Raw genomic sequence first — 14,386 nt, 5'->3', positions numbered from 1 at the left:
CTCAAAGGACCCGCGTCTGCGTGTCCGCCGAAGGCATTCTCTCACGAAGTGGTTACAGCTTCTGTCTTACTTTCTTCAACTGCAGCCGGCAAAGTAAACAGGAACCGGCTGCCCTTGCCCGGCTCGCTCTCAGCCCAGATTTTTCCGCCATGCTGCTGCACGATACGACGGCAAATTGCCAGCCCGAGCCCGGTCCCGCCAAGCGCGCGTGAGTCCGAAGCGTCGCCCTGCTGGAACCGCTCGAAGATCATGTCCAGCTTCTCCTGCGCGATCCCCCGGCCCTGGTCTTCTACAACCACGCAAATCTCGTTATTCTCGACAGCCTGCGCGCCCAGCTTGATGATCGTCTGCGGCGGCGAGAACTTGATCGCATTCGATACCAGTTCCGCGAGTACCTGCAAAATCCGGTCGAGATCCACATTCACCAACAGCTTGTTCGAAACATCAAAACGGAAAGTAATCTGCGCCTTCAACGCCGCGTCGTGTTCCACATCCGCCGCACGCCGGAGAATATCGCTGATCTTGAGAACCTCGCGGTTCAGCGGCATCCCACCGCGCTCCACCTTGTCGAAGTCCAGAATGTCGTTCACCAACCGGACGAGACGATCGCAATTGCCAATCGCTACTTCAAGCATCTGCTTCTGCTTCTCCGGACGCTTGTCCAAAGAGCCGGAAGAGATCAGTCCGAGCGAGGCCCGCAGCGATGTCAGCGGCGTTCGCAACTCATGGCTCACAGTCGAGATGAATTCGTCCTTCATCCGCTCTAAGCGCCTTCGTTCCGAAATGTCCTGGAATGCTACGACCATACCGGCAATCTGCCCTTCATCCATCAGTGGACTTGCTACATATTCAACAGGAATCGTCGTTCCATCCTTCCGCCAGAAAACATCGTCCCGGATTCGCACACCCTCTCGTTTCCGCATCGCCACCAGGATCGGGCAATTGGTCTTGGAGTGTTGCGTCCCATCGGCGTGACTGTGGTGCACCTTCTCATGAATATCCATCCCGCGCAGCTCATCCGCCGTGTAGCCCAGCATCTTTGCCGCCGCTGGATTGATAAAGCTCAGCTTGCCTTCAAGATCCATCCCATAGATGCCGTCGCCCACCGCGGCCAGGATCAGCTCCCGTTGCCGCCGGATCAATTGCAGCTCATCCTCGGCATCCTGCTGCTCAGTCACGTCCATCCCATGCGTCAACACAAAAGAGGCCGAGCCCGGAAGGTCCATGCGCCGACTGCGAAAGGCAATCTTGCGCTCCGTCCCATCTTTCCGTTCGAAGGGAATCGTTCCCTGGTACTCGCCGGTCTTGATAATCGTCTTCAAACTTTCCGCAAAACTCTGCGAACCAGCCTTCGTCATGAGATCCGATAGCGGCCTGCCCGTAAGCTCTTCGACCCGATACCCAAGACTCTCAGCTGTATAAGGATTCAGCGAAGTCAGCCGACCCTCGATCGTGCAGGTGAACACAAATCCCAGGCTGTTCTCCACCACATGCTTGTACCGTGCCTCACTGGTCAGCAAAGCCTGCTCCGCCTGCCGCTGCCCGGTCACATCCCGGCCGCTCACGATCAGGTATTGCACCTCGCCGCCGCCCAGCGAAATATCCATCCCGCCCGCCGGGCCAACCAGTGGACGCAGCGTCCAGCTCACGCGCCGCGGGAGTCCCTGCTCATTGCGCCACAAATTCTCATAAGGCCCGGCAACCTGTCCGCTCGCCGCCTGCCGCACCTTGTCCTGTGCCCAGCCGCGCGCCTCACGCTCCACCAGTACCTCGTCCACAAACGGGCGTCCCACAATATCCGCCAGCCGTAACCCAGTTAGCTCTTCCGCCGGACGATTCAACCGCACCATGCGGCCCGCCGTATCAAGCACCGCCACCAGCGCCGGAATCGAGTCCAGGGTCGCGGCCACAAAGTTTCGCTCAATCGCCAGCGCCCGTTCCAACCGCTGCCGTGATCGTTGAGCCTGCTCCTGGGCGGCTGTACGGTTATACAGCTCCACCCGGGTTACAGCCTGTCGCGCCAGAATGCTCACCAGCCCGACGTGTTCCTGGCTGAACCGGTTCGGTTCAACCGCCAGACTTGCCAATGTTCCAATCACCCGGTTGCCTGGGCCGAACAGGGGAATCCCAAGATACGACTGGCAGGGAATAGCCCCCTCCAGCTCGACAGCTTCGTTCCCCAATCGCGCGTCAACCAGAGCATCCCGGATCAGCAGCGGTGCCCCCTGCTGTAGCAGCAATAGGCTCGCACTCGTCGACTGTGCCGTCGCGGGAAATCCATGAGTCGATTTGAACCAGAGTCTGTCAGTTCCCAGCCAAGCCAGGTACGCAAAGTCTGCTCCGGAAAGCACCGCCGCCAACCGAACCAGCTCGTCTAAAGCAGGATCAGAAGTACAGTCGAAACCGGCCGCCTCAGGAACAGCCGGCACGACTTTGGTTTCGGGTCGAGTTGTGTCCTGAATCAAAGACATGGCGGCTAATTACCAACTCTCACGAGTATGGAGGAACCTGGTCAAATTGGCTCTCGCACAAACGGGTCAGCAACTACCAGCGGGTATGTGCAACAGAAGTAATGTATGGCTAGCCTTTTTCCAGATGAAATTACAGTACTCCCAATCACCTTCGTACCCGCAAGTTTTTCAGAACGCTAGAGCCCGGGAGGCAGCTTACAGCAGTCTCCCGCGCCAGGAGGCTCATCATTGCTTGAATCCAAAAGCACTTTCCAGCTTCCATCTGTCTCTTTTCGCCAGATGGTGAGGTAACGTCCCGTGGTTACCTTAGTGTTACCGTCTGGATCTTTGCTATGACCCTCGTAGTGGCCCCAGGTGTATCCCATATCCCCCGAAGGACTCATGACTGCGTCCGTAGGAGTCCAGAGGAGCTGGTAGTCCTTCGCCAGCCAGGTAGCTTGTTTGGCAATAGCTGCGTGCCCATGGACCGGCGCCTGGCCATTGCTGAGCGTCACCGCGTCCTCGGCAAACCACGCCGCAAAAGCTTTCCCCCCGCCCTCTGCCGTCTCTCTTGCAAAGCGCGCCTCCAGCTCCAGCAAAAGAGCCTTCCCCGGCTTCATCGCCGTATCCGCCAGGGGACTGGGCTGGGTCGTCGAAGCTCCCGGTCCCAACACTCCAGGATCGAGCACCTGTCCCGCCATGGGGAGTGCGCAGCTGAGCAACCCGAATCCAACCGCCAGCAAGATCAATCCCAAACACCGATTCCGTCGCATCGCATACCCCGCTACCCAGTTGCACCCATATCCTAAACGAACGCTCGTGCCATCTCACGCAAATGCACTGCCGTCCCGTCAAACTCGAAATCAAAACGATTCCGTCCACCAATCCGTTGAGCATTTCAGCGCGTCAAACAGACAGTGGGATCGATGAAAGGCGAATTTCCGATGTTGGTATAATCGTGTGGGACTATCCGGGTCCTTGTGAAGATCAGATTGAATTGAGCCCCAAGCCAATGCAGCGGCAGATTGGGGTTTTTTCTTCGCAAGCGCATTTTCGCGCTTTAGGAAGTGTCGGCGTCATCGCAGGCAGCTTCGTAAGACCCCCCTTCAGGGGAAGGAATTTGAATGGCATCACTGCTCGACACTATTGACTCGGCCCAGGACCTCCGCCGCCTCACTCCTGCGGAACGCGAAACACTCGCCCAGGAAATCCGCGAATTTCTCATCCAGACCCTCAGCAAGACCGGAGGCCACCTCGGCCCGAATCTAGGCGTAGTTGAGCTGACCATGGCGCTTCACATCGCCTTCAACACCCCGGAAGACAAGATCACGATGGATGTGAGCCACCAGGCTTACATCCACAAGTTACTGACCGGACGCCGCGAAAAGCTCGACACCATCCGCCAGCCGGGAGGCCTCAATGGCTTTATGCTCCGGACTGAAAGCGATCACGATGCCTTCGGAGCCGGCCACGCTGGCACCGCTCTCTCCGCAGCGCTCGGCATGGCTGTCGCCCGCGACCTTTCCGGCGGCAATAATCACGTCATCGCCGTCGCTGGAGACGCCGCCTTCACCAACGGCATCTCCTACGAAGCCCTGAACAACATCGCAGACCAGACCAGGCGCCTGATCGTGGTCCTCAATGACAACGAGTGGTCGATCGACCGCAACGTCGGCGCCATCGCCAGCTACTTTCACCGCATCGTCACCAACGACCGCTACAAGCATCTCCATGACTCCGCCTCGCGCCTCGTCGAACGCTTTGGCGGCAAGACCGCCATCAAAGTCGTCCGCAAAGCCGAGGAAGCTGCAAAGGGTATGCTGTGGCCCTCCATGTTCTTCGAGGAGTTCGGCCTCACTTATTACGGCCCTATCGACGGCCATAATCTTCCGCTGCTCATCGAGACATTCAACTTCCTCAAGACCGAAAACAAGCCGGTCCTGTTGCACGTCCTCACGCAAAAAGGCAAAGGCTTCCAGCCCGCCCTCGATGGCCAGAAGAAGTTCCACGGCCTCGGCCCCTACGATCCAGAAACCGGCGAAACCAAGCCGGCTGGTCTGGTCACCTATTCCGAGGTCTTCGCCAACACTCTCGTTCAGCTGGCGAACGAGGACGAAAAGATCGTCGCTATCACTGCAGCTATGCCCAACGGCACCGGCCTCGATCTCTTCCGCCCGCATCACCCTAAGCGCTACTTCGACGTAGGCATCGCAGAAGAGCATGCGGTAGTCTTTGCCGCCGGCATGGCCACGCAAGGCTTCCGGCCTTTCTGCGCCATCTACTCCACATTCCTCCAGCGTGCCTTCGATCCCATCGTCCACGACGTTTGCCTGCAGAAGCTCCCTGTAGTCTTCTGCATGGACCGCGCCGGTCTCTCCGGCGACGACGGCCCGACGCACCATGGCCTCTTCGACATTGGCTACCTGCGTGACATTCCGGACATCGTCGTCATGGCTCCTAAAGACGAAGACGAACTTGCCGACATGATGCGCACCGCCCTCACCATCAATGGGCCCAGCGCCATCCGCTATCCCCGCGGCATCGTTACGGGAGCAGCCCGCAAACCACGTCCCGAAATCCTGCCCATCGGCAAAGCAGAAATCCTCTCCAGAGGTCCGCAGTCGAAGCCCGATGTTGCCATCTTTGGTCTCGGACCGCTCATCACCATGGCGCAGCAACTTGCTGCCCGTCTTGACTCCGAGGGCGTTTCGGCCGCGGTCATCAATCCCCGCTTCGTCAAGCCCCTCGATCTCGAAACCATCGAACATTACGCGCGCCGTGTTTCCGCCTTCGTCACATTTGAGGATCACGCGAAATCCGGCGGCTTCGGCTCCGCTATCCTCGAAGCGCTCAACCAGCTCGGTATCTCAATTCCCGTAGTTCGTATCGGTTGGCCAGACCAGTTCATCGAGCATGGCAAGATCGACCAGCTTCGCGCCCGCCACGGACTTACCGTAGAAGCTGCATGGACCGAGCTCCAGCCGCATCTGGCCTCCATTCGCCATCGCACCCGGATTGCGATCTAAATTGCATCCAAAGGCGAGCACGTTGGAGTCGCCGGCACATCTTGCCTCCGCCCGGGTATGCTGACTTGGGCGGCATCGAACGAGTATCGGGGCGTCGGCTGTCGCAAACCAGGAAACTTGCATCCCATTGGACAGACCGGGGCCAGGGTCGGGCAGCTCGCCATGCAACAATATGAGGAACACTCCCACGATGCCAGCGCTCAAGCGAATGTTGCCACGGTTCTTGCCGCGTAGACTGCTCTTCGAGTGGAGTCGCCCCGGTATATCCCGTTGGCAGGCGACGGGCTTTGTTGCATCAGTGCTCTTCACTCTATCTCTCGCCTACAGTCTGCCGGTTTCAGCGCAGCCCCAACAGACCAAGCTGATTCCCGCGCCACCCCTGGTGCTCGTTGGCGGCACAATCATTGACGTGACCGAATGGGGTCATTCCGCAAATGATCTCCGCGACTCAGTCGTTTTCATCCGCGATGGCCGCATAACCGCTATCGGTCCGCGCGCCAGTCTTCCAATTCCCAAGGGCTCCCGCGTCGTTGACTGCACCGGCAAATTCCTGGTTCCCGGTCTGATTGACGGCTACGCCGGCATGAGCAGCCAGGCGCAGGCCAAAGTGAACCTCTACATGGGCGTCACCACCGTCGTCGCAGCAAGCGACGAGATCCGTGGCCACGTCGATACCCATGCCAGCCCCACACCCCACATTTATCTCATCGATAGCATCGGGTCCACCGACGACTGGAGCTTGCTCATCAGCCGTCCCGAGTGGTCGAAGAAATTGGCTGACCCCAAGAGTTCTCCGGGGCGCTCGGTCGAACTTAGTCCGGAAGACACCGCGCGCCAGCTCGCGGACACCGCGCGTCTCGGCACACGAGTTCTTTGGCTCGGTCACAACATTACCGCGGCAAATACCCAGTGGATCATCGAGCGCGCTCACCAGCTTGGGATGATCACCTATGGAGAATTTGCTTCGACTCCATACAAAGTCGGTATACAGGCCGGCGTCGATGTCCTGCTGCACATGGGCAGATATGAGCTGGGCGTTGTTCCGGACGAGCTCCAGCAGCCGCTCATGGAAGACCCGGAAGGCTCGGCAAGCCGCACCGCCTATGGCTACTCCGAGCGCCTGCCGCCCACCGATCTGCACCTGCGCAACTACGCCAAATTCCTTGCCGCTCATCGCGCCGCGCTGATGCCGACCTTCAGCACCTTCTATCTAAGGCTGCCGAACCACCGCAATCTCTGGAAGGAGCCGGCCGCGCAACTCCTTTCGCCGCAGTCTCTTAACGCACCGCCGGACCCGGAAACCGGTGACGCAGTTTATCAGCTCTCGCCCTGGACCAAGCATCTGCCGAACGTCACCATTCACTGGATGCAGGAGAGCCTGCGTAAGAAGGCGGACCTGCAGGCGGACCGTCTCTGGGCCATCAATCGCGCTCTTTTCGAGGCTTTTCCGCATTACCTTGCCGCCAGCGGAGCGCCCGCCACCGGGACTATGCCCGGCATCTCCATGCATACCGAGCTCGAAATGCTTGTGCGCTTAGGACTTACGCCGAGGGAAGCATTGGCTGCGGCGACCAACAACTACGCGGAGCAGTTCAATTGGCATGAACTGGGGCAGATTGCCGCAGGTCGCCGGGCGGATATTCTGGTGCTCGACGACGATCCGACGGTCAATGTCTGGAACGTCCGCCACATCAATACGCTGTTTGTGGATGGCAACCAGATAGACCGCGACGGGCTGCTGAAGAAGTAGGGAAGCCTCACCTGGCGCCGGTTGCCGCATCTGCAGGCAGGTGGCAATCGATGCGCAATAAACGCTGACCGTTGCGCAATCCGTGTATGGAGATTGCGCAATCGGCGTGGCACGATGCGCAATCGCCGTGAGACGCTTCGCAATTGAAGTGACGAAATCCTGCCTCTTACTTCTTGCCGCTCGCCAATTTCTTCTGAGCGTCCAAAAAACGCCGCAGCCGGTCGAGAGTTCGCGCCTTGCCGAAGACAATCAGGCTCTCCAGCAGCGGCGGACTCATCGTGCTCCCCGTCACCAGCGCGCGGAGCAGCATGAAGTTCTCCTTCACAGACCACTGCTTTTCCTCACCAAGCTTCTTGAGCGCTGCGTCGAGTGCCTCGATCTTCCAATCCGTCGCCTCCAACACGGTAAGCTGCTCGGCGGCAAAGGCCAGTGTCTCCGCCAGTTCGCGCTTCTTGGGCAGAAAGACTTCGGCCGAGGGGAGGATGTTGTCGACAAAGAAGAAATTTGTCAGCTCGCCAAATTGGCCGAGCGTCTCAACGCGGGTCTGCACCAGCGCTGCGATTTCGGACAAATACTGATCGGAAAGTACGGTCGTCCGCAGCGCCGCGTAGAACTCCGCGGGCGTCATGGCGCGCAGGTACTCGCCATTCAGCCACTTCAGCTTGGTGAGGTCGAAGACCGGGCCGCCGAGGCGGATGTTCTTGATGTCGAAGTGCTGCTCCATCTCGGCGAGAGAGAATTTTTCCGTCCCACCATTGATGTCGTTCGGCATGCCGCCGCCCATCAAGCCGAGGAAGTTGATCATCGCCTGGGGTAAGAACCCCGCGTGGCGGTAGTAGACCAGTGAAACGGGATTCTTGCGCTTCGAGATCTTCGATTTGTCGAGATTACGCAGCAGAGGCATGTGCCAGAAGCGCGGCATCTCCCAGCCGAAAGACTTGTAGAGCAGGACATGTTTCGGCGTAGAAGAGATCCACTCCTCGGCGCGGATGACGTCGGTGATCCGCATCAGGTGGTCATCGACTACGTTAGCGAGGTGATAGGTCGGGAAGCCGTCTGACTTCAGCAGTACCTGATCGTCCACGTTGTAGTGGTCGATGACGATCTCGCCGCGCAACTCATCGCGGAACGGGGTGGACCCTTCGCTCGGCACCTTCATGCGGATTACGAACGTCTTCTCTGCGGCCAGGTTCGCCTCAATCTGCTCCGGAGTCAGTACGCGGCACGTACCGGCGTAGCGAGGAGGGAGCTTGGCGGCCATCTGCTCTTTGCGGCTTGCTTCGAGCTCTTCGGCAGTGCAGAAGCAGCGGTACGCAGAGCCGTTGGCGAGCAAAATGTCGGCGTGCTCGCGGTAAATCTCTGTTCGCTCCGACTGGCGGTATGGCCCACACGGTCCACCTACGTCCGGACCTTCGTCCCAGGTCAGGCCGATCCAGCGCAGGGCGTCGAAGATCATCTGCTCGCTGGTTGAGACGAAGCGAGTGCGGTCGGTATCTTCAATGCGCAGAACAAATTGGCCGCCGCGCTGCTTGGCATAGAGATAGTTGATGAGGCCAATATAGGCCGTTCCCACATGCGGGTCGCCGGTCGGCGAAGGAGCAATTCGAACACGAATCGGAGCGGTAGATGTGCTTTGATCTGTCATAGTCGTTAACTCTTTATCGTATCAGTTGGTCTGCTGCCGAAAGCTTCAAGAGGGTTGGTGCATGGACTTGACCAACTTGACCAACTCCGCACCTCAGCTCATACTCAGAGCAGTCGGAAAAGGCCCCGAATCAAGAGCAGGAGGTATGCCATGGCAACTACGCAGGTCAATCTCTACGAGGCGAAAACGCAGCTGTCGAGCTTGGTAGAACGCGCCGCCAAGGGCGAGAAAATTGTTATCGCTAAGGCTGGTCAGCCGATGGCGATTCTGTCTCGTTTTCCAAATGAAGAAACCTGCCCGAAACCACGCAGGGAATTTGGAAACAATCTGCTCGGCGTTACCTATATTGCCGACGACTTCGACTCTCCGTTGCCCGAAGAGGTCCTGCAGGAGTTCGGGCTCTAGCCGATGAGACTTCTTCTAGATACTCATGTGTTTCTTTGGTGGAACGAAGGCAACTCAGCTATTCCCGAGGCATTTCGTCAGGCCATCGCTGCACCGGCGAATGAGGTCGTTGTCAGCGCAGTCGTGGCTTGGGAAATCGGGATTAAGCGCGGCACGGGAAAACTGATGTTCAGCGGCTTGATCGGCGAAGCGATTCTCGGACACAACTTCAGTTCGTTACCTATCTCTGTTCAACACGCAGAAATGGCTGGAGAACTGCCGATGCATCATCGAGACCCGTTCGACAGATTGCTGGTGGCGCAGGCATTGATTGAGGATCTAGTCCTGTTAACCGTCGATCCGCTCGTTCTGAACTACTCCGTACCGCACCTATAGCTTGCTCACTTGATGGGTACGCCATCGAGCGACAGCAGGCGGCCAATAGGGTAGAGCCCGACGCGGTTTTCCTGGTACCAGGGCGAGCGCTCGTAGAAGAACTCCAGACGTGCCTCCGCACTGGCTGCGAAGCGGGGATCGTTCTTCACGCGCTGCTCAAATTCAGCCTTGAGCGCAGGGTCCTTTTCCATCATGGTGCGGGCGACCTTCTCCATCACATAGCCTTCGCCGTACTCCTTCTGCTCGAAGATCGAGTCAAAAAATCCCCAGCGCAGGGCGGAGTCGGGCGCTTCCGGTTCCAGCCAGTGGATGGCTACCTTCGAGAGCCGCTGGTTGAGCGCAACTACGACCGATCCGGCGGGATAGGTCACGGTTTCCGTGGTGAGCGAGCACTGCCCGAACTTGCCCGGCTCCGCCCCTGCGCCTTCGCCGCTGAAGATGGGGTGACGGCCTTCAAACGGCGGTCCCTGCCATTCCATACCGGAGCAGTGGTAGCGCTCGACCTTGCCCGTCCAATCAGCAGTGGTTCGTTGCATCGTGACGTCATGCGCCGCGAGCACGTCGATGGCTCTCGTCCACGCCTGCGGGATGATGTAGGCCGCCGGGGGCGTGGTGGCGAGGGCAATTTTTACCCCGGTTGCAAAAGGGATCGTGGCGTTCCACGGTTCGTGTGAATAATCGATCCAGATGGTGCCGGAGACGGCGCTCAGCTTACGCTCGTACTTATAACCGCGAAACAGAAATGGTGTTGTCTCGCCATTCCATTCAAGGCGCAAAGGGAACTTGGAGTTATCGAGTGGATGTGCGCCTAACTTAGCCGCTTCTGCGTCTGCATCACGATTGAGAGCGATCAACTTCGCTGCGTCACGATTCATGACTTCGAGCAACGCGCGGAGAAGCTCATAGTTGCCGGTGACGCGAGTCTTGTAATCCTTGAGCATGTGCAGCTCGACCAGCATGCCGGGGCGGTTCTCTAGGATCATCTGCCCTGTCGAATAGCGCGGAGGATTGTCATTGAAAGCCAATCCCTGTGCGGGGTCGGAGTCGTCGCGGAGCATGATGTAGGTCGGTGATGTAACGTGCCCTGCGGCATCCACTTGCTTCTGCAACTCGGGGGTTACGGTGTTGCGGATCCACTTCGCAAGGCCAGGGGAAACATCCGGTCCGGCGTCGATCGTATAAGTCACGTCATATTGAAAGTCGGCGCCATCCGTAACATGATCATCGACAAAGAAATCCGGCAGCCAGCGGTGGAATAACTTCAGGAACGCCCGCGCTTCGGGAGTATCTGCCTTCATGTAATCGCGGTTCAGATTGAGATTTGTCCCGTTACCGCGCCAGCCGATGACTTCCGGGCCATTCTGATTGATCCGGTTATAAGGCGATCGTCGTTCGTGACCATCTACGTTGTAGACCGGGATAAAGACGAAGACGGCATGATCGAGAAGAGCGGCCTTTGATTTCGTTATGACGATATCGCGCAACAGAGCGAGGCAGGCATCTTTGCCGTCCATTTCGCCGGCGTGGATTGCGTTCTGCACCAGCAGGATGACGCGGCCGGAGGCGTGGATCTTTTGCGGGTCGAAGACGCCGTCTTTCGAGGCGATAACGATCTTCAGATCGCGGCCTTCGCCAGTCTTGCCGAAGTCTTCGACCTTGACCTGGCCAGGTGCAGCGGCAGCGATTCGGTCGAGATACTTGAGCGTCTCGGCGTAGTCAGGCGTAGTGCGATATCCGGCAGCCTCAGCAGGAGTCTGCCAGTCACTGCCGGTCTGAGCAAGCACAACGTGCGGCAGGGCAGGGAAGAGCGAACAAAACAGAACGGTCAGCGCAAATACACGAATCCTCATGATCCCCCGATCCTGATTGCTGTTCCCTGATCCCTGCGCCCTGTTCCCTGTTTCTAAGTGATGTCTTCAGTGTCGAAGGCGGGCACGATCTCGCGCCGCTTGGGTACGCCGTGGACCTGGGTAAGCAGGTCCTCGACGATGTCTTCCAGCTCGCGCTGGCTCTGCACGACTGCGGACATGCTCTTGAGGTCTTCGGGGTCGCGCACTCGCTCGAGCAGCACAACGGCATGCGCCTGGGCGACATGGTCGAGACCGAGGCCTTCGGGAGTCTTGGCCTTGATGCTGACCTGGTCGAGATCGACACCGAGCAGGTCGGCGACGCGGACGCGCATCTCTCCCGCGATCGGCGAGATCTTGGGCGCGGCGAGAATCAGCGTCGTATCGACGTTGACGATACCGTAGCCCGCGTGCTGGATCTCTTCAAGCGCGAGATTGAGGAAGATGGCCGAATCGGCGTCTTTCCAGCGCGGGTCGTTGGGCGGAAAGAAAGTGCCGATGTCGCCGGCAGCTACGGCGCCGAGCAGTGCGTCAGTGATAGCGTGCAGGAGGACATCGCCGTCTGAGTGTCCGGCGAGGCCGGAGTCATGTGGGAGAGCCATGCCCCCGATCTTCAGCGGTACTCCAGGCTTGAATGCGTGCGAATCCCAACCAAATCCAATGCGTGTATCCATAATTTTCGTGCCTGTCTTATCTCAGAAATGTTGGCCCGTGGCCCGTTCCCGGTCAGCCGCGCTGGTTCAAATAAAACTCTGCGAGTGCGAGGTCGCCCGGCTGCGTGATCTTCAGATTAACCTGAGAGCCGGGAACGACGGCGATGGGGTGTCCGGCGCGCTCAACGACCGAGGCCTCGTCGGTGCCCACGAAGCCGTCCGCGGTGGCTTCGGCGAAGGCGCGACGCAGCAGACCGGAGCGGAACCCTTGCGGGGTCTGGGCCAGCACCACAAATTCGCGCGGGATCGTTGAGGTCACCAGAGCGCCGTGCGCTGTGCGTTCTACCTGCTTTACCGTGTCGATGGCGGGAAGTCCGACGATGGCTGCTCCGTGCTCAACCACTGCGTCAATCGTTCGCTCGATGGTGGCGGCGTCGATCAAGGGGCGCACTGCGTCGTGGACCAGGATCACGTCCTCCTCGCTGCCGGCGATGGCTTCGAGGGCATGGACAACCGACTCCTGCCGGTTGTCGCCGCCTTCAACGACGTGGACTCGTCCGGTGAGACCGTAGGCTTCCGCGTACTCGCCAATCTGGGTTTTGACGCGCTCGACTTCGGTGCGGCGGACGGCGACGTAGATGCCCGTCACGCGCGGCACGGAGGCAAAAGCCTTGAGCGAATGGATGAGGATCGGCAGACCCTTCAGTTCCAGAAACTGCTTCGGCAGCGCCGCGGCCATGCGCGTGCCCAGACCTGCTGCGGGGAGTATGGCAAATACCTGCATAACCTGCCGAGTATACAACGTTTCGCCTGCCCACCTCCGTGTGGCGCATTGGGTCCTTCGACGTCGATTTACTATCGAATCGTGACGATCCCATCCCTGCCGCTCGACCTCACGCTGCTAAAACCGGGCCTGCGCCTGGCCGTCGGGCTCTCGGGCGGGGCTGACTCGGTAGCCCTGACACGCACGCTCGCTGCCCGCGCAGCGGAGTTGGGGGTCGTGCTGCATGCGGCACATCTCAACCACGGTCTGCGTGGCGAGGAAGCTCTTTGGGATCAGGAGTTTGCCGCCGAACTCGCGCGATCGCTGGGGCTGCGCTTTCATACGCACACGGTGGATACTGCGGCGCAGGCGGCCGAGCACCACGAATCGATTGAGGAGGCGGCCCGGAGGCTTCGCTACGTGTGGTTTCGGGAGCTTATGGCTGCGGGGCACATTGATGCTGTGGCCACGGCTCACACTCTGGATGATCAGGCTGAGACAGTCTTGGGCAAATTCCTGCGGGGGGCATGGACGGAGGGCTTTTCTGCGATTCACCCGGTCGTTGCCTATCCGGAAGGGCGGATATTGAGGCCTTTTCTTGGGGTTACACGGCCACAGGTCGAGGACTATCTTACGAATCTTGGTCAGGGCTGGCGCGAGGATGCCTCCAACCGCGACCCGGCCTATACGCGCAACCGAATTCGTCATCATCTCCTGCCTGAACTGGAGCAATGGAATCCGAAGATCCGGGAGCATCTCAGCAATATGGCGGAACTAGCCCGTGACGAAGAAGAATATTGGCAGGCGGAGCTCGCGCGTCTTGCTCCGCAGATGCTGCTGTCAGGCCGCCCGGTCCGCGGCGGTGGACGGGCCAGCGGCGATTCGAGTACGGTCGCGATCGACGTAGTCCGGCTCTCTGCGCAGCCGGTGGCGTTGCAGCGGCGGTTGCTGCGCCATGCTGCGGCCACGTTTGGGGTTTCTCTGAGTTTTGATGCTACGGAATCCCTGCGCCGCATGGTTTCAGACGGCCGGAGCGGCCAACAGCTCGATTTGCCGGGTCCGCTGGCGGCCGAGCGCACTCCGCGGGAGCTGCGTCTTTCGCCCGCGACGCCAAAGCTGGCAGCAACGTTCAAATCTCCTGAGACGAGCCTCGCGGTACCCGGCGAAGCGACCGCATTTGGCCTGGACTTTCGAGCTGAATCGCCAGCACCGCAGCCGGCCGCTGTCATCCGTAACTGGAAAGCAGGGGATCGCGTGACCCTTCGCTATTCGAGCGGACCCCGCAAGATCAAGGAAGTGCTGGAGAGGCTGAAAGTGACCGGCAGCGCCCGGGCTGAATGGCCGGTTGTCGAGTGGCAGGGCCAGGTGGTCTGGATGCAGGGCGCGGAACTACAGCCTGTCGCAGGAATTACAGTCAGAGCTACTAGTAGCCACCTGCAGGCTGACCGGGCGTGATCGCCGGTGCGACAGGG

General features: G+C 59.4%; 11 protein-coding genes. 5 read left to right on the top strand and 6 right to left on the bottom strand.

All coding sequences use genetic code 11. From position 1 onward, the window contains the following. Positions 1 to 41: 41 nt before the first annotated feature. Together AC5S27_RS14700 and AC5S27_RS14695 are read right to left on the bottom strand one after the other, a co-directional pair. Entirely contained in the window at positions 42 to 2,471 is a 2,430-nt protein-coding gene (locus AC5S27_RS14700; RefSeq protein WP_493935317.1) for a PAS domain S-box protein, read from the bottom strand. Positions 2,472 to 2,647: 176 nt separating this feature from the next. Continuing rightward, positions 2,648 to 3,205: a YybH family protein gene (locus tag AC5S27_RS14695; protein ID WP_493935316.1), complete on the bottom strand. Its 558-nt coding sequence runs from the start codon at positions 3,203 to 3,205 to the stop codon at positions 2,648 to 2,650. 369 nt (positions 3,206 to 3,574) lie between these two features. Between AC5S27_RS14695 and dxs the strand changes: the two genes are divergently transcribed. Together dxs and AC5S27_RS14685 are read left to right on the top strand one after the other, a co-directional pair. Next, complete coding sequence (dxs, locus tag AC5S27_RS14690) at positions 3,575 to 5,476, top strand: 1-deoxy-D-xylulose-5-phosphate synthase (RefSeq protein ID WP_493935315.1); 1,902 nt, start codon at positions 3,575 to 3,577, stop codon at positions 5,474 to 5,476. Between the two features lie 190 nt (positions 5,477 to 5,666). Continuing rightward, positions 5,667 to 7,226 carry an amidohydrolase family protein gene (locus AC5S27_RS14685; RefSeq protein WP_493935314.1) on the top strand — a complete coding sequence of 520 codons (1,560 nt, stop codon included), beginning with the start codon at positions 5,667 to 5,669 and terminating at the stop codon, positions 7,224 to 7,226. 166 nt (positions 7,227 to 7,392) lie between these two features. Here AC5S27_RS14685 and gltX read toward each other — a convergent pair whose 3' ends face one another. Further along, positions 7,393 to 8,871 carry a glutamate--tRNA ligase gene (gene gltX, locus AC5S27_RS14680; protein WP_493935313.1) on the bottom strand — a complete coding sequence of 493 codons (1,479 nt, stop codon included), beginning with the start codon at positions 8,869 to 8,871 and terminating at the stop codon, positions 7,393 to 7,395. Positions 8,872 to 9,021: 150 nt separating this feature from the next. On the opposite strand from gltX, the gene AC5S27_RS14675 reads away from it, so the two are divergent. Both AC5S27_RS14675 and AC5S27_RS14670 read left to right on the top strand, forming a co-directional pair. Further along, positions 9,022 to 9,276, top strand: a complete 255-nt coding sequence (locus AC5S27_RS14675) for a type II toxin-antitoxin system Phd/YefM family antitoxin (protein ID WP_493935312.1) — start codon at positions 9,022 to 9,024, stop codon at positions 9,274 to 9,276. A gap of 3 nt (positions 9,277 to 9,279) precedes the next feature. Further along, entirely contained in the window at positions 9,280 to 9,651 is a 372-nt protein-coding gene (locus tag AC5S27_RS14670; RefSeq protein ID WP_493935311.1) for a type II toxin-antitoxin system VapC family toxin, read from the top strand. A gap of 5 nt (positions 9,652 to 9,656) precedes the next feature. On the opposite strand, the gene AC5S27_RS14665 is transcribed toward AC5S27_RS14670, so the two are convergent. Genes AC5S27_RS14665 through ispD form a run of 3 tightly spaced genes read right to left on the bottom strand, consistent with a single transcriptional unit; the run spans position 9,657 to position 12,935 of the window. After that, the gene (locus tag AC5S27_RS14665) at positions 9,657 to 11,501 is read right to left on the bottom strand and encodes a M14 family metallopeptidase (protein ID WP_493935310.1); all 1,845 of its coding nucleotides are present in this window, start codon (positions 11,499 to 11,501) and stop codon (positions 9,657 to 9,659) included. 53 nt (positions 11,502 to 11,554) lie between these two features. Next, positions 11,555 to 12,172 (bottom strand): 2-C-methyl-D-erythritol 2,4-cyclodiphosphate synthase, encoded by a 618-nt coding sequence (ispF, locus tag AC5S27_RS14660; RefSeq protein WP_493935309.1) that lies wholly within the window; start codon positions 12,170 to 12,172, stop codon positions 11,555 to 11,557. A gap of 52 nt (positions 12,173 to 12,224) precedes the next feature. Then, positions 12,225 to 12,935, bottom strand: a complete 711-nt coding sequence (ispD, locus tag AC5S27_RS14655) for a 2-C-methyl-D-erythritol 4-phosphate cytidylyltransferase (RefSeq protein WP_493937317.1) — start codon at positions 12,933 to 12,935, stop codon at positions 12,225 to 12,227. Positions 12,936 to 13,016: 81 nt separating this feature from the next. Between ispD and tilS the strand changes: the two genes are divergently transcribed. Further along, positions 13,017 to 14,369: a tRNA lysidine(34) synthetase TilS gene (gene tilS, locus AC5S27_RS14650; RefSeq protein ID WP_493935308.1), complete on the top strand. Its 1,353-nt coding sequence runs from the start codon at positions 13,017 to 13,019 to the stop codon at positions 14,367 to 14,369. Positions 14,370 to 14,386 lie beyond the last annotated feature (17 nt).

It is taken from the genome of Acidicapsa borealis, from assembly GCF_059115245.1.
The sequence above is the reverse complement of the archived record's forward strand: the minus strand, read 5'-3'. Positions and strand labels throughout refer to the sequence as shown.

Excerpts from the sequence above, each read along its gene's own strand:
- AC5S27_RS14700 (WP_493935317.1), bottom strand. The coding sequence starts at position 2,471 with ATGTCTTTGATTCAGGACACAACTCGACCCGAAACCAAAGTCGTGCCG.
- dxs (WP_493935315.1), top strand. The coding sequence starts at position 3,575 with ATGGCATCACTGCTCGACACTATTGACTCGGCCCAGGACCTCCGCCGC.
- AC5S27_RS14685 (WP_493935314.1), top strand. The coding sequence starts at position 5,667 with ATGCCAGCGCTCAAGCGAATGTTGCCACGGTTCTTGCCGCGTAGACTG.
- gltX (WP_493935313.1), bottom strand. The coding sequence starts at position 8,871 with ATGACAGATCAAAGCACATCTACCGCTCCGATTCGTGTTCGAATTGCT.
- AC5S27_RS14675 (WP_493935312.1), top strand. The coding sequence starts at position 9,022 with ATGGCAACTACGCAGGTCAATCTCTACGAGGCGAAAACGCAGCTGTCG.
- AC5S27_RS14670 (WP_493935311.1), top strand. The coding sequence starts at position 9,280 with ATGAGACTTCTTCTAGATACTCATGTGTTTCTTTGGTGGAACGAAGGC.
- AC5S27_RS14665 (WP_493935310.1), bottom strand. The coding sequence starts at position 11,501 with ATGAGGATTCGTGTATTTGCGCTGACCGTTCTGTTTTGTTCGCTCTTC.
- ispF (WP_493935309.1), bottom strand. The coding sequence starts at position 12,172 with ATGGATACACGCATTGGATTTGGTTGGGATTCGCACGCATTCAAGCCT.
- ispD (WP_493937317.1), bottom strand. The coding sequence starts at position 12,935 with ATGCAGGTATTTGCCATACTCCCCGCAGCAGGTCTGGGCACGCGCATG.